General features: G+C 35.7%; 18 protein-coding genes. 15 read left to right on the top strand and 3 right to left on the bottom strand.

Features of this window, described 5'->3' with window-relative positions:
- Positions 1-9: 9 nt before the first annotated feature.
- Positions 10-426, bottom strand: a complete 417-nt coding sequence (locus tag PQF83_RS10140) for a MarR family winged helix-turn-helix transcriptional regulator (RefSeq protein ID WP_000343680.1) — start codon at positions 424-426, stop codon at positions 10-12.
- Between the two features lie 175 nt (positions 427-601).
- Between PQF83_RS10140 and phaZ the strand changes: the two genes are divergently transcribed.
- From phaZ to PQF83_RS10120, 4 genes are all read left to right on the top strand, one after another.
- A complete protein-coding gene (gene phaZ / locus PQF83_RS10135; RefSeq protein WP_001997860.1) occupies positions 602-1519 on the top strand; it encodes an intracellular short-chain-length polyhydroxyalkanoate depolymerase in 918 nt (305 codons plus the stop codon).
- A 60-nt stretch (positions 1520-1579) separates the two neighbouring features.
- The gene (locus PQF83_RS10130; protein ID WP_000546480.1) at positions 1580-1807 is read left to right on the top strand and encodes a hypothetical protein; all 228 of its coding nucleotides are present in this window, start codon (positions 1580-1582) and stop codon (positions 1805-1807) included.
- A gap of 113 nt (positions 1808-1920) precedes the next feature.
- The gene (locus PQF83_RS10125; RefSeq protein ID WP_000027642.1) at positions 1921-3117 is read left to right on the top strand and encodes an MFS transporter; all 1197 of its coding nucleotides are present in this window, start codon (positions 1921-1923) and stop codon (positions 3115-3117) included.
- Entirely contained in the window at positions 3101-3301 is a 201-nt protein-coding gene (locus PQF83_RS10120) for an NETI motif-containing protein (RefSeq protein ID WP_000166303.1), read from the top strand. Before PQF83_RS10125 ends, PQF83_RS10120 begins: the two co-directional genes overlap by 17 nt.
- Positions 3302-3480: 179 nt before the next feature.
- Here the strand turns inward: PQF83_RS10120 and PQF83_RS10115 are convergent, their stop codons facing one another.
- Positions 3481-4563 carry an S-layer homology domain-containing protein gene (locus PQF83_RS10115; RefSeq protein WP_000516910.1) on the bottom strand — a complete coding sequence of 361 codons (1083 nt, stop codon included), beginning with the start codon at positions 4561-4563 and terminating at the stop codon, positions 3481-3483.
- A 380-nt stretch (positions 4564-4943) separates the two neighbouring features.
- Here PQF83_RS10115 and PQF83_RS10110 point away from each other — a divergent pair, with 380 nt between their 5' ends.
- Complete coding sequence (locus tag PQF83_RS10110; protein ID WP_001071911.1) at positions 4944-5276, top strand: DUF3895 domain-containing protein; 333 nt, start codon at positions 4944-4946, stop codon at positions 5274-5276.
- Between the two features lie 99 nt (positions 5277-5375).
- Here PQF83_RS10110 and PQF83_RS10105 read toward each other — a convergent pair whose 3' ends face one another.
- The gene (locus tag PQF83_RS10105) at positions 5376-6083 is read right to left on the bottom strand and encodes a DNA alkylation repair protein (protein ID WP_000346328.1); all 708 of its coding nucleotides are present in this window, start codon (positions 6081-6083) and stop codon (positions 5376-5378) included.
- A gap of 304 nt (positions 6084-6387) precedes the next feature.
- Here PQF83_RS10105 and PQF83_RS10100 point away from each other — a divergent pair, with 304 nt between their 5' ends.
- The 10 genes from PQF83_RS10100 (at position 6388) to PQF83_RS10055 (ending at position 18588) form a co-directional block, all read left to right on the top strand.
- A complete protein-coding gene (locus PQF83_RS10100; protein WP_000978300.1) occupies positions 6388-6846 on the top strand; it encodes a hypothetical protein in 459 nt (152 codons plus the stop codon).
- A gap of 526 nt (positions 6847-7372) precedes the next feature.
- Positions 7373-9148, top strand: coding sequence for an S-layer homology domain-containing protein (locus PQF83_RS10095; protein ID WP_001022218.1), 1776 nt, complete (start codon positions 7373-7375; stop codon positions 9146-9148).
- Positions 9149-9438: 290 nt separating this feature from the next.
- Positions 9439-10179, top strand: coding sequence for a DnaD domain-containing protein (locus PQF83_RS10090; protein WP_000312106.1), 741 nt, complete (start codon positions 9439-9441; stop codon positions 10177-10179).
- 79 nt (positions 10180-10258) lie between these two features.
- The gene (locus PQF83_RS10085) at positions 10259-12649 is read left to right on the top strand and encodes a penicillin acylase family protein (protein ID WP_000454349.1); all 2391 of its coding nucleotides are present in this window, start codon (positions 10259-10261) and stop codon (positions 12647-12649) included.
- A gap of 553 nt (positions 12650-13202) precedes the next feature.
- Entirely contained in the window at positions 13203-14030 is an 828-nt protein-coding gene (locus PQF83_RS10080) for a helix-turn-helix transcriptional regulator (protein ID WP_000762809.1), read from the top strand.
- Positions 14031-14323: 293 nt separating this feature from the next.
- The gene (locus tag PQF83_RS10075; RefSeq protein WP_000997186.1) at positions 14324-14563 is read left to right on the top strand and encodes a cupin domain-containing protein; all 240 of its coding nucleotides are present in this window, start codon (positions 14324-14326) and stop codon (positions 14561-14563) included.
- A 201-nt stretch (positions 14564-14764) separates the two neighbouring features.
- A complete protein-coding gene (locus PQF83_RS10070) occupies positions 14765-15832 on the top strand; it encodes a glycoside hydrolase family 113 (protein WP_000739756.1) in 1068 nt (355 codons plus the stop codon).
- 89 nt (positions 15833-15921) lie between these two features.
- Entirely contained in the window at positions 15922-16113 is a 192-nt protein-coding gene (locus PQF83_RS10065) for a DUF378 domain-containing protein (RefSeq protein WP_000670803.1), read from the top strand.
- Between the two features lie 207 nt (positions 16114-16320).
- Complete coding sequence (serC, locus tag PQF83_RS10060) at positions 16321-17403, top strand: 3-phosphoserine/phosphohydroxythreonine transaminase (RefSeq protein ID WP_002163592.1); 1083 nt, start codon at positions 16321-16323, stop codon at positions 17401-17403.
- A 12-nt stretch (positions 17404-17415) separates the two neighbouring features.
- On the top strand, positions 17416-18588 hold the full coding sequence (locus tag PQF83_RS10055) for a 3-phosphoglycerate dehydrogenase family protein (RefSeq protein ID WP_000490260.1): 1173 nt from the start codon (positions 17416-17418) through the stop codon (positions 18586-18588).
- The last annotated feature ends 3 nt before the right edge of the window (positions 18589-18591 follow it).

Here is an 18591-nt window from a genome sequence, read left to right as displayed (position 1 = left end):
CCCTCCAAGTTAATCTAAGTTTTTAATAATTTGTTGTAACACTTGAAATGCTTGATGTAAATCATCTTCGTTAATACCTTCTAGCGTCTTTTCTTCAAAAGTATCAACTTCTTCTTGCCATACCGGAATCATTTTTATCGCTGTTTCTGATAAAGAAATGAGCTTCTCACGGCGATCTTTTCCTTCAGTACGAATAATCCATCCCATCGTTTCCATACGTGTTAACGTACGAGTCATCGTTGGTGATTCAACATTTAAATACTGACATAATTCTGTTTGCGTACAAGAACCAGTTTGATTAATACGGAAAATTACAGCCCATTGCGCACTAAATAACCCAGTGGGAGATACGCGTTCATTAAATTTCTTCGTAAACTTGCGAGAAGTCTGGCTGACAATGTGAAAAAAATGTTGTTTTTCGTCCATGTATGTTGATCCTTTCAAATTAGTTACCTAGCTAACTATATACTTTTTTATTATAATTGTCTAGTAATAGACATGTTGATTTATGTAAAAAATTCTTATAGGTTTTATGTTGCGAACGTATATTCTACGTGCTATTCTTTAAGTAAGTAAAGAATTTTCTTTCTATTTAAATAGAATGGGGGAACTTGTGATGATTAAGCCTGCAACAATGAAGTTTGTTTCACTATCGAACGGAGAAACGATTGCGTATCAGGAAGTTGGAAGGCAAAATACAGATATTCTTGTACTTATTCACGGGAACATGACATCGTCACAACACTTTGATTTAGTTATTGAAAAGCTGCAAGATCAATACCATATTTACGCTCTCGATTTAAGGGGATTTGGTCAATCAACGTATAATAAAGCGATAGATTCAATACAAGACTTTGCAGAAGATGTAAAATTATTTATCGACGGGTTAAAACTAAAGAAATTTTCATTAATGGGCTGGTCAATGGGCGGTGGTGTTGCAATGCAATTTACAGCGAATCACCCAACTTTTGTAGAAAAGTTAATTTTAGTAGAATCAGTGGGCATGAAAGGGTATCCGATTTTTAAAAAGGATATAAACGGGCAACCAATCGTATCAAGCTTAGTAAAGACGAAAGAAGAAATTGCACAAGATCCCGTACAGATTGCACCAGTGTTAGATGCGATAAAAAATATGAATAAATTATATTACCGTACAGTATGGAATTTATTAATATATACACATAATCAACCTGAACCAGACCGTTATGAAAAGTATTTAGACGATATGTTAACGCAACGTAATTTCGTAGATGTGAATTATGCGCTCATTACATTTAATATTTCAGATGAACATAATGGGGTTGTAGAGGGAAGTAAGCAAATTCATCATATTAAAGCACCAACACTCGTCATACAAGGTGACAGAGATTATGTCGTACCACAAGTAGTCGGTGAGGAGTTAGCAAAACATTTGCCAAATGCAGAGTTGAAGGTATTAGAAGATTGCGGTCATTCGCCGTTTATTGATTGTTTAGATGTATTTATAAAGCATGTAGAGGATTGGTTAGAACAGAAATAATCCCCGAAATGAAAGGTATTGCATATACTATAACATTGTAAGTAAAAGGGGAGATTATCCATGCATCATCCGTTCTTCATTGCGCATTCTCCATATAATCATCATGTGTATACAAAAATGATGATAGCTCCGCTGTATATGCAAGTTTCACCAGTTGTAGTTCCGTTACAAATACAACAGCCACCAATTGTTCATTCGCATCATTATTTGTATGAAACTGCTTTTTATAAACATCCGTATTTCAAGCAATTCCATAACAATGTGAAAGCACAAGTTTGGGAAGGATAAGAAGCTAAAAGATTCATTCTTTTAGCTTCTTTTTTATTGCGAATATTCGTACACGCATTTGCAGAAACAGTTTATAATGAGAAGTGGAAAGCGTGAGAAGGAGAGGGAAAGGGATGTCGATACGTTTTACTTTTTGGATTATGGTTGGGATTGTAGCAATCTCGGGTTTGTCACAAGGAATGCTTTTACCGGCCATTGCAATGATTTTTGAACAAGAAGGGGTTAGTTCAAGTATTAACGGTATTCATGCGACAGCACTATACATTGGGATATTAGTGATTTCACCGTTTCTTGAAAAACCGATGCAAAAGTTTGGAATGAAGCCAATTATCGTGATTGGTGGGTTTCTCGTTATTATTTCATTATTCTTTTTTACACAAACATTTTCGTTTTGGGTATGGTTTATCCTTAGATTTCTAGTTGGCGTGGGAGATCATATGCTACATGTCGGAACACAAACATGGATTACGACAACATCGGATCCGAGTAAAATAGGTAGACAAGTATCGATATATGGTGTATTTTTCGGAATTGGTTTTGCCGTCGGTCCGTATTTAGCAAGCACAGTTCAGTACGGTCTTGCAACGCCATTTATTATATCTACTATACTTTGTCTAATAGGTTGGCTGTTATTATTACCAACAAAAAATGCATTCCCGGCGCAAGATGAAAGAGAAGTGAAGAGTGAATCATCATTTTCTCGTTATAAACAAGTTGTTGGATTAGGATGGATTGCACTGCTGGGACCACTTGCATATGGCGTACTGGAAGCAATGTTAAACAGTAACTTACCAGTATACGCGCTTCGAAAAGGATGGTCTGTTTCAGAAGTATCCTTCTTATTACCAGCATTTGCAGTTGGGGGCATTATTACACAAATTCCGCTCGGTATATTAAGTGACAAATACGGAAGGGATCGTATTTTAACGTGGACGTTCTGCATAAGTACGGGCATTTTCTTGCTTGCAGCCGTATTTGATCAATATTATTGGATCGTCTTTGCCTGCATGTTGTTAGCGGGTATGGTCATTGGATCGTGCTTCTCGTTAGGACTTGGATTTATGACAGATTTATTACCGAGACACTTATTGCCAGCAGGTAATATATTATCTGGAATTGCCTTTAGTTTAGGAAGTATACTGGGACCTGTATTAGGAGGCGTATTTATAGAAAAAATACAGTATACAAGCTTTTTTATTGCGGTTATGATTATAATAGGAATTCTCGCAATGTTATATATGATCTACATGAAGAATCAATTCGCATCAAGAAAAATAGAAAGTAGGTTAGGGCATGACAAAACAACCTAATAAAAAGAAATTTGAAGTACTCGAAAATGAAACAATTACAGACTGCTTAGCACGTATGGAACAAGAAGGCTACGCACCGTCTCGTCGCATGGAAGAGCCAATCTTTCATGAAGTGAAGAAAGACGGTAAAACAGTAGTAGAACCGTGCGGTAGGAAGATTGTTTTTGAGGGGAAATTGAAGTAATCCGAATAGCAAATTCTTTTTGTGGTATAGAGCCACCCAATTCATTTGAGTTGGGTGGATTTTTTTATACTGACCAATGAAAGACTAGGCTAAATGATCTTCATTTGTAAAGGTAGTATGGAGAGGGATTAACTGCATGTAAAAGTAAATGGAAGGATCTTTTTCTTGTTTGTAACTTATTAACGATCTTCACGTTTAGATATTTCAGCGCGTTGAATATAACCATCAGAGAAGCTGAAATAAAGAGAATAGCTTCCTCGATTATATATAAAGCCTTCGCTAGTCATATCCTCTCCGATTAAATCGGGCTCACCAAACCACTCTTTTAATTCATCGATAGAAATATCCATTTTCACCCATATATATCTAGCGTCCCAAGGGTACATATCAATATTATAATCGCCGTATACCGCTATATTAGGTGCATCACATTCTGTACATGGTGCTTTTTTCAAAACATCAGGCACTCCATATTCTTTTTTTACTTCAGATATATCTTTACGCAATGAATTTAATGTAAATGGACCAAACGTTCCATTCTGTAAAGCGGTTGTTAACATTTGTTTCAGTTCTTCTTTTGAATTGATGTTGAAGTTATAATTTCTGTTTTTTGCTATTGCATTATAGAAAAATTGTGCATACTGCTCACGCTTCACAAATGTGTTTCCGTTAAAATTACCTGACTCGTCACCTTGTGCTATACGGTTACTACGCAGTGTATTTACAGCTTCATAAGCCCAATGACCTTTTGGTACGTCTTTAAATTTTCCTTGTTCTTTTGATTCTAAATGAAATGCTTTTTGTAATATTACTGCCATCTCATATCGAGTTAATACATCATCTGGACGAAATGTACCTGTTCCATCACCTGTCATAATTCCAGCTTGCGCAATGGCTTTAATATCTTTTTCAAACATATGATTTGTAATATCACTAAACATATTTCCTTGTTTATCGTCTACTTTTAAACCTAAATGTCGATTGACTAAAGAAGCTACCTGTCCTCTAGTAACATTGTCGCCAAAACCAAATTTCCCATTTCCATACCCCTTATAAATCCCTGCTGCCGCTAAGTAATCAATAGCATCTTTTGACCAGTGGTCCTTTGGTACATCTGTAAATACAGTGTTCGTATTGCTAGCTACCTTATAGCTATTCGTAGTTGTTTGTGCATTAGCTGTACCTACCATCGTTGTAGTTACTAGTGCTGCGGTGATTACGAATCCGAAAAAATTTTTAGCTTTGCTTGTTTTCTTCCCCATTTGCGCAAGCCTCCCCAGTTTCATTTAACTTTATTAAATATACTCATTACGATGCATGCATTTAATACAACTAAATGCATGCATCGTAATTGTAACATGTAAGTTATAATTATTTGTCATTTATTTCCGTAATATGGATGGAATTTTGATAATATAACCAAAAATGTGGATAATTGATATTCAGCGTTATTTAATGATGATACATACAGTAAAATGTTCTGTTTTCCATTCTACGATAGAAAACAGAACGTATATTTGGTATAATCGAAATATACTATATGAAACGATGTACATGAGTTTGACATGTATGTATTAAGGTACGTACTACATAACAATAACTACGCTTTATACAAATCAATCGTTAGAAAGGAAAAGAAGTAATGAATCAAATTTCATTTGAAGATTTATTTGAAGAAGAAAACGCGAAAGAAAAAGTGGAGGTAGCTGAAATACCAGTACCTTTATCACCATTGCAAAGAGATATATTGGAATTAATGGATTCTGAAGAAATAAGTGCACTTGAGCTGTGTGAACAATTAATACGAGCTGGAAAAATATCAGATGAAAGATTCACAACGAATAAGCCGAAAGCATATGGAGAAGTATGCTTACTATTAGAAGGATTTGTTAAAGAAGGAAAGCTTATTTTTATTAAAGACGATGAGAAAAGAGATAGAGTTTATAAATTGAATGAAGAAGCTTCTAACATATAAGTTGTCCAGAGGCAAACGAATGTTTTCTAAGAAGAGAGTTCAGTAGTCAAAGAAAAAGGTGGTAGCAATCACGAAAGATTGCTACCACCTTTTTCTTTTTTAACATCTTACATATTTACGTTTGAAACCAAGTCTTCCTCTATCAAGTTCTTTCTGAATACTCTCTGTAGCATTTAACAAACTGCTTTTTTTCTTATCACGTTTGATTTCAACTATACCAACTTCTTTTGCAGTCTCGACTGCTTTTTCGTGTAGTGGTACATATGAAATTGCCACGGTGTTTAGGAAATTATTCATAGCGGATTTTGTTCGTTCTGGAGAATGATGAATTGTATCTTTCACCATTTCAAGCATATCGGAAATTTTACTTTCGGAAAATTCATTGTCTTTGCGATTTCCTAATAGCCAACAGTAGCAACTCCAGCCGGCAGACATTTTAAGCTCGTCCCCACTTGCAATCCATTTATCAGCAACGTCTTGCGCAATATTTGACTCCGATAAAGTTACTGCCACTACATAATCAGATAGCATATAAAAATATGCCCCGTCTATCCAGCGATCAAAATCAGACTCACTCATAGCTTTTGGATCCGCAATAATCCCTGCAAAATACATAGCATCGTAGTTGCCTGTGGCATACAGTTCTTCAGCTAACTCTTGGTTTACTTTTATTTTTTTAGCGATTGGTTTCATAGCGCCCGTAGCTACGCCGAAAACTGGCTCGTGGGCGCCGTTAGATATGTATATTTTTTTCGTTCGTTCCTTGCCTAGAGCTTCAAGCTCTTGCATAACTGTTTTAAAATCCAAAGCTGTGCACTTCCTTTCTTCATGTAAAAACCATTTTAATTGCGAACAACTAACCTATATTTTTTATCATGTTTTCCATACTTCCTAATTTTAAATCTTATGTGAGTAGGATGTCTACTTTCTATCATTTGTTGATAATTCAGTTAGTGATTTTGAAAATTTAGCTTTTTACATAGAGTTTTAGCATAAAAAAACTAATGATTAAAATTTCACTTTAACTTTGACTCTTTCTCGGTATTATCATGTTATTATTTGGTAAGGGGATAAATGGAATGTAAAGTTAAACATGTGAGGTTGGTTATAAATGATGAAGACATTTACGAGAATAGTATTAACTGCAGTGATGCCAATTAGTATGATTATGGGTTGTGAAAATACTGAAAAAACTGAAGCAAAAGAGCCGAAAGCGATACAATCGGAGAAAAAGGATTATACGGATTACTCATATGGAAGCAAAGGTATAGTAGTAAGCGGAAAAGCGAAAGAACGTCAACAATACGAGGTTGGATATATGGATGATAACAAGTTAATTGGGATTGACGAAAATATTGAGGACTGTATTGTGTTAGATAATAAAGATGAAGCAGGTCTTGTTTGGAAGCAAATAGAGCGTGGATCGATTATTGAAGTGCAATATGGTAAGGACCGCAATGATATTGTAGGTGTACAATTAGTAGGAGATCGTGAGCCATACGAAATTAGTGATAAGTTTGATCGAAATACGATAAACGAGATTGTCGAAAATGTTAAAGGGAATTTGTAATAGAAGCTAAAATGAAAAAATATTTAAATTTACTATTAATAAAGTCGATTTCTTATGGAGATAAGAAATCGACTTTATTAATTATCTTTTTTGTAAGTTGTCTTTCCAAATAAAACTCATTTCAATGTAAAAGGTTACATCTATATTATCGCAAGAATGTAAAAATGTTAATATTTTCAAAGAGAAAAGTATAAGGAAACAGCATTTATTTAATAGAGACTTGATAGTTATGAAAAATTATAAACATCCTTCTTGTTGAAGCAAAACAGTAAAAGGTATCCTAATCTATTTTTTGAGAAGTAGTAGTGTGCAAAAGGGGACAAGTTCTTTTGACTGCAATAGCAATTGGTTATAAAATAATGTCTGTTAAGGGATTTTCTAGAAAATATAATTCGCCTTCTGGGGATAAAATGAAAAGGTGGAATAAACATATTTTCATACATAGTAGATTCATAGTCTTTCACGAATGAGAAAATAAAGGGAGGTTGAGATATTTACACGGATAGTGTAGGTATCGATTACAGCAATGAATATAAAAAAACGAGTAATCGCACTATCAACAAGTCTAGTAATGTTAGGGAGTGCACCTTTATCAATATCAGCAGAAGAGTTAAATAAATCTCATACTGACCAGCTTCGTATTGCACAAGGGGAACGTGGAACGAGCGGATTACGTTATTCCGATTTCAATCTAGAAACTCCTGATCACATGCAAATTAATGAAGCGGAAGTATCAGAGAACGAGGAAATTCTTCTAGAAGAATATAAGCATAAACATGATGAAACAGAAGAGTTACATAAAATGAAAGAAGCGAAAAAAGGTGAAGTAGCAGAAGATGAAGCCATTTCAAATATTGAAAAGGCATTTGAACATGTAGACGGTCGAAATGATGGTTCTACTCGCGAAATGAAGCCGGTTGAAAAGCGAAGAGCTATTCAGTATAGCGCATCGATGACTACGAAGAAATATGGAACACTTGCAGGTGTCCCGTTTGTAGAGTGGATTGTTCCAGCAGGAAATCCTGATATTCGCCCTGCAAATCCGATGAAAGCACGCTACATTACAATTCACGAGACTGCAAACACTGCCCGTGGTGCAAATGCTGAAAATCATGCTAAATATTTGTATAAACAAGCAACGGAAGGTACGTTCCGAACAGCTTCATGGCATTTTACTGTAGACGATAAACAAATTTATCAACACTTACCAACAAATGAAAACGGTTGGCATGCAGGAGATGGCGATGGTTCCGGAAATAGAGAATCAATCGGTATCGAGATTGCGGTTAACCAAGATGGAGATTACAATAAAGCGCTAGAGAATGCAAAGAGACTTGCAGGTTATTTAATGAACAAAGAAGGTATTAGTGCGGACCACATTTATAGGCATCAACAATGGAGCGGGAAAAACTGTCCTGATATTTTAATTTCTCGTGGGAATTGGACTGGCTTCGTACAAGGGATTCAATGGTATGCAAATGTTAACGCACAAATTGATTCGCCTTTACAAGAAAGAAATGAGCTATTTGATTCAAATGAATATAATCCAGCTGAACCTAATATGGAGCTTGTAGTGAATGGTGATGGTATAAACGTACGTAGTGGTTCGGGACTTGAACATCATATCGTTCGTAAAGCTTCAAACGGAGATCGTTACAAAGTGTTAGCAGTTAAAAATGGTTGGTATAAAGTAGGTAACGATGAGTGGATTTTCTATAACCCAAGTTGGATTAAAATAAACTATAATATACCACATAAAGAAGTACAAAAACCAAAAGATGATATTACAGGTGGATGGTTTGAAGGGAACATTCGTAAGCTGAACAGCCTTGGAATTATGCACGGTGAAGGAAATGGTGTATTTGCGCCTTATCGTAATGTAACGAGAGCTGAGTTTGCTGCATTAATTTCAAATGCTCTCAAGCTACCGGAAGGAGATAAGTCATTTGTAGACATTAACAAAGCGCATCCATCACTTCATAGCGGTATTAAACGTAGTGCAAGTGCAGGAATTATTAACGGTCGTGGCGGCGGGATTTTTGATCCTAACGCATCTATCACACGTGAAGAAGCATCGATCATGATTGACAACGCATTACAGTATAAAGGTGTTACAGGTAAACTAGTCGCATTACCATTTACAGATCAACATCTAATCACATACAAACAACATGTTCAACGATTATACAGTTTAAAGGTAGTTACAGGTGTTGGAAATAATGTGTTTAATCCGAAAGGGACAGCAACTCGTGGTGAAGCAGCTGCCTTTTTAGTAAAGATGTTAGATGCAAGTCAAAAATAGAAAGAATGATAAAGGAGCTATCCAAAATGAGAATTTGGAACAGCTCCTTTTTATATAAGCCCTTATTAAGCCCCTTGCAAGCCCCTTATAAGCACCTACCAAGTAATAAATCACTAAGAAAAAACAAAACAAAAACAACTACAAGAACAAAAAAGCGCGAAAAAATAAAACCGTCGTTGTAGTAGTTAAAAAAATTTGGAATTCAACTGCAAAAACCAATCCCTCACTCCTATATGTATATTGAAGGATTGAAATCTGCCTTTTTATAAGTGCGAGGGGGAGGTAAACATATGGCGGTGTACCGTAATGTGCAAGTGAACTTTTGGCAAGATGAATTCATATTAGATTTAACGCCAGAGGAGCGTTATTTTTACATATATTTGTTAACTGGTACGAAAACGAAGCAATGTGGAATTTACGTATTACCGAAACGTTTAGCAGAACTGGAAACAGGCTACAGTATGGAGACTGTTGAGAAGCTGTTAAATAGGTTTGTTGCATATGGGAAAATTTTATACGATGCGGAAACGAAAGAGTTATACATACTAAATTGGTTACACTATAACCCTATTTTAAATACGAATGTAGAAAAATGTGTGTTACGTGAGTTAAAGACTGTAAAAAATAAAGAATTCATACATATGTTTTTACGTAAATGTCTGGAAGAAGAATGGAAGATTCCATTGTTGTTGCAACATTTTGGTATGCCAGAGGAAGAGGATACTAGTAGTTTACAAGAAGTTGTTGAAAAAATAGAAGATATGGAAGTGGAAGAGGATACTCAACATAGTGAAGTTTACAAATTTTACGAACAAAATATAAGTAGTCTATCTCCATATATTGTGGAGGAATTGAAGGGGTGGATACGAAAAGTTTCAGGAAATACCGTACTAGAGGCACTTAAAATTGCGTTTGAACAGAATAAGCGAACGTTTGCTTATGTGAAGGGGATTTTGAGGAATTGGTGTAAGAAAGGACAGGGGAATTTAATTGAAGGAAAGGAAGGAGAAGTTTGTTTACATGATCCATAACATGGGAAAAGAAGGATTTTTCCTTTTCAAAAAGGTTCTTTCAAAATAGAAGCGAATAGTTTGAGAAAGGAGGGGTTATATGGAAGTTGTTATAAAGAAGAAACGAACTAGGGGTAAGAAAATTTTCATTTGGTCTAGTAGTATCGTTCTTTTATTAGTTATTTGTACAGCGATTTTTTTAAACATATATACGCTGAAATCTGTGCCAAAGATAGATGGAACGATAAAACTAGAGGATTTACAACGTGCTGTTACGGTAAAGCGAGATAGTAAAGGAGTACCACATATTAAAGCGGAAAATGCACATGATTTATATTTTTCGCAAGGGTATGTACAAGCGCAAGATCGATTATTTCAAATGGATTTAAGTAGAAGGCAAGCTTCTGGGATGTTAAGTGAAGTTGTGGGGGAAGCAGCTGTTGACCGAGATAAGTTGTTTCGAACACTCGGTTTACGGCGAGCAGCCGAAGCGTCTGTTAGCCAATATGATGGAGAAGCAAAATTTGCTCTGCAGTCATTTGCTGATGGGGTGAACGCTTTTATACGCGAGGCAAAAGAGGAAAAGAAATTGCCGGTTGAGTTTACTATATTAGGCTACGAACCTGCTGAATGGTCTATTGTTGATACATTAACAATTGGAAAGTATATGGCGTTTGATTTAGGCGGACATTGGCATGGACAGGCATTTCGATATTGGGCGCTGAAAAATTTGCCGAAAGAGCAAGCAAATGAGTTATTTCCTACATATCCGAAAGATGCGCCTAGATTGCTAGCTGAACTCGAGAATACAAATGTGAATGTTGCACAAAGTTTTGCAAAAGCAATCATTCCACCAGAGTTTAATGGTAGTAATAACTGGGTTATAAGCGGTGAGAAGAGTGCGTCTGGTAAGCCGATTTTAGCGGATGATCCTCATTTATCTCTTGCGACACCTTCTATTTGGTATCAATCGAAACTTGAAATGAAAGATTTACACGTAAGTGGCGTTATTTTCGCTGGCGTACCAGGGGTTATATTAGGGCACAATGACAAAATAGCATGGGGCGTTACGAATACAGGTCCTGATGTGCAAGATTTATATATTGAGAAGAGAAATCCTAATAATGAAAATGAATTTCTGTATAACGATAAGTGGGAAAAAGCTACCGTTGTGGATGAATCTATTAAAGTAAAAGGCGGGAAAACAATTCCGTATAATGTTACAGTTACGAGGCATGGCCCAGTCATTTCAGAGTTTGCGGATAAAGGAAAAGAGAAGACGAAAACAGTATTTTCTTTGAAATGGACTGCTTTGGAGCCTTCCGCTGAATTAAAGGCTGTATTAAATATGAATAAGGCGAAAGACTGGAATGAGTTTGAAACGGCACTGCAAGATTTTCATACACCAACTCAAAATTTTGTATTTGCATCAAACGACGGCACAATTGCTTATAAAGCAAATGGAAATATACCAGTGCGTAAAAAAGGTGATGGTAGTCTGCCTGTGCCAGGATGGACAGATGAATATGAATGGGAAGGGTATATCCCGTATGATCAACTTCCAAAAGTAATCAATCCAAAACAAGGGTTTATTTCAACTGCGAATAATAAAATTGTAGATGATAATTATCCGTACCATATTAGTAATACGTGGGCGCAGCCATATAGGCAAATGCGTATTCAAGAGTTTTTACAAGAGAAGGAAAAATATACAGTGAAAGATTTAGAAGAGTTACAGATGGATCAAAAAAATTTATACGGGAAAGAGTTTGCTCCTATATTTTTAAAAGAGTTAAATAAAGCATCTTTAAATGAAGTAGAGAAAGAGGGCGTAAAACAATTAACGAAGTGGAATTTTTACGATAGTAAAGATGAATCGGCACCGTTAATATTCCATCTATTAATGAAAGAGATTTCAAATACGTTATTTTCAAAAGAAATTCCGAAAGATGTGATGGAGTTATTTGAAGGGAAGTCACAAGTCGTGGATGAATTGATTCGAAAAGAAGTAGCAGGAGAAAATAGCGCTTGGTTTAAGAAATACGGGGGCTTCACAAAAGTTGTGCATACATCGTACGAGAATGTAATGAAGAAATTACAGAAGGAATATGGACCCGATGTTACAGAGTGGAAGTGGGGCGATTACCATCAACTTGCTTTTACACATCCAATTTCAAAATCATCTAGTATGTTAGCACTACTTGCATTTAATCGTGAGAAACCAGTTCCAATTGGCGGAAGTCAAGTTACCGTTCAAGCGGCGAGTTACGGAGATAACGGTATTGTCAATCACGGAGCTTCTTGGCGATTCGTTATTGATACGAAAGATATGTCAAACGGTTATCATATTGTAGGACCAGGACAATCAGGACATTTTAGAAGTGATTGGTATCATGATCAAATAGATGATTGGGTAAATGGCACGTATCATACGACTACATTGAATACGGAGGGGATAGAAGGGAAGGTGTTAAATTTGGAGCCGAAGTGATAGAGTGTTTTTGTTTGTGGAGAGGACTAGTAATAATCTTTTTGATAATGAAATCTTATCATTTAGAACATAACCCAGTTCTTAAATCATTTTAACAGCCAGCCTACTATCATTTAATTGGATAGTAGGCTGTTTCCATCTTCGAAATACGCTGTAGCAACTTCTTCAGGATTACGATTATTTCTACATGCTGCAAGTGCTGTAACTAATAAAGCCATTACAACTATTAACATGATCATTCCAGTTTTAAGGGGAATTAGTTAACAAAGACCAGATATTATTTGCAACAGAACTGTTCCTCTGTACCCCTTGTTTCATCATTTTTCTAGGCCATCCAACTTGACAAATGTTTTTTTATCAAACTACAATGAAAATCATTATCAATAATATAGGGAGGATATTTTTGTCAATAAATGAAAAACAATATATTTATAGGTTAATAACTAGATGTTGTTAAGTCGTATGTACTATTTTTAGTTTAGCGTTGCCCAGAATGTACACCAATTAATCTCACGAATTACAAGAAAACTATAATTGAAATGAGGCTTGCATTGTGAAGTTGGACGTGAATGAGTTAGCAGAGTATCTTGCCAATACTCCTTTCCGAGTAGAAGGAGTATATCGTTATGCTAAAAATCCAGGTGTGCCTTGTGCTGAGTCTACAGATTCTTTCCCAGGATTTGTATTTCCACTTACAGGGAAGACGCAATTTCAATTTAATGGTACGCCGTATATCCTTTCCCCAGGAAAAGTTATACATGGGGGTGCAAAAATGACATTAGCCCATAAAATGCTTGGTGAAATAAACTGGGAATATATTCTTGTTTTATATCGGATAAGCAATTCAGAACGAGAAGACTCTGGCTTTACTCATCAGCATTTTGAATTGTTAACAGGGCAATCTCCTCGTCTTGTCGAATTACTTATGCGTCTTTGGGATGTGTATAATCAGCGAGGAGGCATTTCGATGTTTCAGACTGAAATGCTGTTTCGCGAAGCGTTGAATGAAGCTTTATTAAGTGTTGTCAATAGAGAAAACAACTATGAATCGCATACTTTATTCGAACGAATATCTAGTTATGTTCATAAATACTATTATAAAGATATTACAATAAATACGCTTACAGAACAAAATAATGTTAATCGAAATCGTCTTTCTTACGTGTTTAGAAAGCATGCAGGTATGGGGCCAGCAGAATATTTATTGAACTATCGTATAAAGATGGCTCAAAAAATGTTATGTACAAGTGGTGTGCCTGTACAACAAATTGCGCAGGCTGTTGGAATCGCAGACCCTTTTTATTTTAGTAGAGTTTTCAAGAAGCGAGTTGGCATTTCGCCTACTAAATATCGCGAGAAGTTCATCAATAATCCATACTAATGTCAACAGAGGTCCATTCTTATTTGAAAATCACTGTTCTATACTTATGGAGAGTTAAAGGAAACATTAGATTGAAAGTACTTTCATTGAAATCACTCCTTTGTACTATCTGAATGAAAAGTTCTGGCCTGAGCATTTTCTTTTTAAGCGTAATAACGACTTTTTTACTTAGATTACTGTAATATAGTGGAAGTTGAAAATGAGGAGGGATCATTATCCATTACCAACCTATTAAACTAAATGACGAGTTATCTAAAATTAACGATTATTGGTATCCACAAGTGATTAGTGAAATGAATGACGATCAAATTCAGCTTTTTAAAGCTAATGGAGATTTTATATGGCATGAGCATCCTAATACAGATAAGCTATTTATTGTGCTTGAAGGGGAGATGTTCATCAATTTTCGTGATGGACAGGTGAAAATTTCTAAAGGCGAGATGTTTATTGTCCCGAGGGGCGTTGAGCATAAACCGTTCACTGAAAAGGAATCCCACATTATGTTGGTAGAGCCTAAAAGGGAAATGGATTGATAATCGTAAAAAGATAAAAAAGGAGCGGAAATCCGTTCCTTTTTTATTTATCTTACTATTTTTGGAAACTTATTGTGAATAAAATGTGAATAAGGGATGAATAGCATTTTTATCAATAAAAATTTATTGGGTTTTTTGTGGAATATATATGAAACGTTGTATAAAATAATCAAGAAAGCCAAAAATTATAGGGGGAAAGTTGTGAAGAAAAATAAGAGTTTAATAAGTTTTTTAGGAGTGTTTATTATGCTGTTTTCTTTTTGTTTTCAAGGAAATGTACAGGCAGATGTAAATACTGTTCAATCTGGAAAAATTAAATCAGGAAATGTAACGGTATGGGAAGTTGGAAATATAGCGAAAGTGTTAGCTGATGTAGAGCGCTTAAATTTAAATACAGTAAATGTACCGATTCAGGTAGATATTCCGAATGTGACTTCTACGAACATGGTAATTAATCAAGCGCAAAAGCAACAGGCTATTATTTTAATTCAAGAATTATTAAAGCGTAATATTCAAGTTATAGTAGAACCGTTCCCATATATTCAGCAAGGAAATGTTGGAGAAACGGAATGGAATCCAAGTAATATTAATGATTTCTTCTGGAATTGGAAAACGGTTATTTTGCAAGACATCTTTAACTCGATTACAAGTAAATACAATGTGTACGGGCTCAAGATTGCTTCTAATTTCGTGAATATGGAATATGCAGAAGGATATTGGAGCGATACGATTGATTTTGTTCGCCAGCAGTATAAAGGAAATGTTTTGTATCAAATGAATTGGTGGTTAACAGCAAGCTGGGATCCTTCATATGAAGCGAAGTTTGTTGAGAAAATAAATCGTCCGTATTTAAAGAAGGTAGACATTGTTAGTATCGATAGTTGGTTTGAAGTTTCGGAAAAAAGAAATCCATCATACGAAGAAGTGAAGCAAAGTTTATTTGCGACGACAGTGTATAACCGTGGACAAAATGTTGTTCAACAACTAGAACAATTACATAAAGCAACAGGAAAACCGGTTTATTTTGGCGGATTTAACGTTCCAGCGCGTGAACTAGGCTTGCAAAATCCGTGGAATCCAGATGTTTCTAATGTGTTTTCAAAAGACGTACAATTAAACGGATGGCGCGCTTACCGTGACGTATTAGAACCAAAGCCATATTTTAAAGGTTTTTCAATTTGGTTTATTGGTTCTAATGATAGTACGCATGCGTATCAAATACATAGTCAAGAAACGGCGGCAGTTATTAACAGCTGGTACCGAAAATAATTTTTATAAAATAGGTAAGTTTTAAAGTTTGGCACATATATTTCTAGTGAAAGGTCTTTCACCATCTTATCACCTAGGGGGCAATCATAATGAAATTTTTGTCTTACCTTACAGTAATTTTGGTGATTCTTGGCGGTTTGAATTGGTTATTTGTAGCGTTAGATTACAATGTAGTTGAGAAATGGTTTGGTTCTATGCCGGCGCTTGTGGACACTATTTATTGGCTCATTGGTCTTTCTGCAATTTATCAAATTTTTGATCGGTTCTTTACGGATAATTAGCTATTATTCTTTTATTACTAGAGTGTTAAGTACGATTATGTACTTAACACTTTTTTGTGTGTTTATAAAAACATTGGCACTTGCAAGCGATTCCATTGCTTCTTACGCCGTAATAATAGAAAACAAATTGACCGTGTCTTGTATTGTGAGGTATAATTCAGAAAGTTTAAAAAATAAAAGATGAGAAATAGGGAGGTTATTAGGGTGATGGAAAGAGTGTATAATTTTTCAGCAGGACCATCAATACTCCCTTTGCCAGTTTTAGAGAAAGTGCAAAAGGAGCTTGTAAATTATAACGGGACAGGCATGTCTATTATGGAAATGAGTCATCGATCTTCTTATTTTCAAAGTATTATAGATGAGGCGGGTAGCTTACTTCGTGAATTAATGAACATTCCTGATGAGTATGAAGTATTGTTTTTACAAGGTGGTGCTTCATTACAATTCTCTATGATACCGTTAAATTTAATGAATACGTATAAAAAAGCAGGGTACGTATTGACTGGTTCATGGTCTAAAAAGGCACTGCAAGAGGCTGAAAAAGTAGGAGAAGTGCAAGTGATTGCTTCTTCTGAAAATGAGAAGTTTACTACAATTCCTAAACTGGATGGTTTACTAGGCGATGAAAAACTAGATTATGTACATATTACAACGAACAATACAATTGAGGGAACGAAGTATGTGGACATTCCACATGTAGATAAAGTACCGCTCGTTGCGGATATGTCCTCAAATATTTTATCAGAACGATATGATGTTTCGAAGTTTGGTCTTATATATGCGGGAGCGCAAAAGAATTTAGGGCCAGCAGGCTTAACGATTGCGATTATAAAAAGAGATTTAATTGGGGGAGCAGATCGCTCTTGTCCTACAATGTTAAACTATGAAACATACAGCAAAAATAACTCCTTATATAATACACCGCCGTCCTTTAGTATTTACGTAACAAAACTTGTACTAGAGTGGCTGAAAGAGCAAGGCGGAGTATCTGCGATTGAAGAACAAAATAAAATAAAATCTTCACTTCTTTACAATTTCTTAGATGAATCAAAATTGTTTACTTCACCAGTTGATCCTACGTATCGATCACTTATGAACATTCCGTTTACAACACCGTCAGAAGAGCTGAACAGTGAGTTTTTACAAAAAGCGAAAGAACGAGGACTTGTTACACTAAAAGGACATCGTTCAGTCGGTGGTATGCGCGCAAGTATTTACAATGCGATGCCAGCACACGGCGTACAGCAATTAGTAAATTATATGAAGGAATTTGAGCTTGAGAATAGATAGGGAGATGGGGATATGTTTCGTGTTCAAACGTTAAATCAAATTGCAGAAAAAGGTTTGCAAGTGCTTAGCGGAGAGCGCTATGAAGTAGGGGAGAGAATGGACCACCCAGACGGTATTTTACTTCGCAGCTATTCTTTACATCAAGAAGAATTTTCAAAAGATTTAAAGGCGATTGCCAGAGCTGGTGCTGGTGTAAATAATATTCCTGTCGAGCGGTGTACAGAAAAAGGGATTGTAGTCTTTAATACGCCAGGGGCGAATGCTAATGCAGTAAAGGAACTTATTATCGCCAGTCTTATTATGTCTTCACGTAACATTATTAACGGAGTAAGCTGGACGAAAAATTTAGAAGGTGAAGAAGTACCGCAGCTTGTTGAATCAGGAAAAAAACAATTTGTTGGATCTGAAATTGCGGGAAAACGTCTAGGAGTTATCGGGCTTGGTGCAATAGGTGCTTTAGTTGCGAACGATGCGTTAGCTTTAGGGATGGACGTTGTCGGATATGACCCTTACATTTCAGTTGAAACAGCTTGGCGCCTTTCTACACATGTGCAAAGAGCATTTAGTTTAGATGAAATTTTTGCAACGTGTGATTATATTACACTGCATATTCCTCTTACGAATCAAACGAAGGGGATTATTGGTGAACACGCTGTAGAGAAGATGAAAAAAGGGATGCGTCTATTCAATTTTTCTAGAGGTGAACTTGTAGATGAAAAGGTTCTTCAAAAAGCGTTAGAAGAAGATGTTATTGCACATTACGTAACGGACTTCCCAAATGAAAATGTGATAAAGATGAAAAATGTAACTGCGACGCCTCACCTTGGTGCATCTACGTCTGAATCAGAAGAAAATTGTGCAGTCATGGCAGCGCGTCAATTACGTGAATATTTAGAGACAGGAAATATTCGTAACTCAGTCAACTATCCAAACGTAGAATTGCCGTATATCGGAAAGAAACGTATTACAATCATGCATCAAAACGTTCCGAACATGGTAGGACAAATTACAGGATGTTTAGCAGAACATCATATAAATATTGCGGATATGATTAATCGTAGTAAACATTCTTGGGCGTACACGATGATTGATATTGATAACGGAATTGATGATATAATAAAAGAGAACATTGTGGAAAATATAAGCAAAATTACAGGTGTTGTAGCCGTTCGAATGATTGTGTAAAGG

The organism is Bacillus sp. FF-1 (assembly GCF_028548245.1).
Taxonomy (GTDB): Bacteria; Bacillota; Bacilli; order Bacillales; family Bacillaceae_G; genus Bacillus_A; species Bacillus_A paranthracis.
The sequence above is the reverse complement of the archived record's forward strand: the minus strand, read 5'-3'. Positions and strand labels throughout refer to the sequence as shown.

Bases quoted from the DNA above. Each gene is read 5' to 3' on its own strand.
- PQF83_RS10140 (WP_000343680.1), bottom strand. From the start codon at position 426: ATGGACGAAAAACAACATTTTTTTCACATTGTCAGCCAGACTTCTCGC.
- phaZ (WP_001997860.1), top strand. From the start codon at position 602: ATGGGGGAACTTGTGATGATTAAGCCTGCAACAATGAAGTTTGTTTCA.
- PQF83_RS10130 (WP_000546480.1), top strand. From the start codon at position 1,580: ATGCATCATCCGTTCTTCATTGCGCATTCTCCATATAATCATCATGTG.
- PQF83_RS10125 (WP_000027642.1), top strand. From the start codon at position 1,921: ATGTCGATACGTTTTACTTTTTGGATTATGGTTGGGATTGTAGCAATC.
- PQF83_RS10120 (WP_000166303.1), top strand. From the start codon at position 3,101: ATGACAAAACAACCTAATAAAAAGAAATTTGAAGTACTCGAAAATGAA.
- PQF83_RS10115 (WP_000516910.1), bottom strand. From the start codon at position 4,563: ATGGGGAAGAAAACAAGCAAAGCTAAAAATTTTTTCGGATTCGTAATC.
- PQF83_RS10110 (WP_001071911.1), top strand. From the start codon at position 4,944: ATGAATCAAATTTCATTTGAAGATTTATTTGAAGAAGAAAACGCGAAA.
- PQF83_RS10100 (WP_000978300.1), top strand. From the start codon at position 6,388: ATGATGAAGACATTTACGAGAATAGTATTAACTGCAGTGATGCCAATT.
- PQF83_RS10095 (WP_001022218.1), top strand. From the start codon at position 7,373: ATGAATATAAAAAAACGAGTAATCGCACTATCAACAAGTCTAGTAATG.
- PQF83_RS10090 (WP_000312106.1), top strand. From the start codon at position 9,439: ATGGCGGTGTACCGTAATGTGCAAGTGAACTTTTGGCAAGATGAATTC.
- PQF83_RS10085 (WP_000454349.1), top strand. From the start codon at position 10,259: ATGGAAGTTGTTATAAAGAAGAAACGAACTAGGGGTAAGAAAATTTTC.
- PQF83_RS10075 (WP_000997186.1), top strand. From the start codon at position 14,324: ATGAATGACGATCAAATTCAGCTTTTTAAAGCTAATGGAGATTTTATA.
- PQF83_RS10065 (WP_000670803.1), top strand. From the start codon at position 15,922: ATGAAATTTTTGTCTTACCTTACAGTAATTTTGGTGATTCTTGGCGGT.
- serC (WP_002163592.1), top strand. From the start codon at position 16,321: ATGGAAAGAGTGTATAATTTTTCAGCAGGACCATCAATACTCCCTTTG.
- PQF83_RS10055 (WP_000490260.1), top strand. From the start codon at position 17,416: ATGTTTCGTGTTCAAACGTTAAATCAAATTGCAGAAAAAGGTTTGCAA.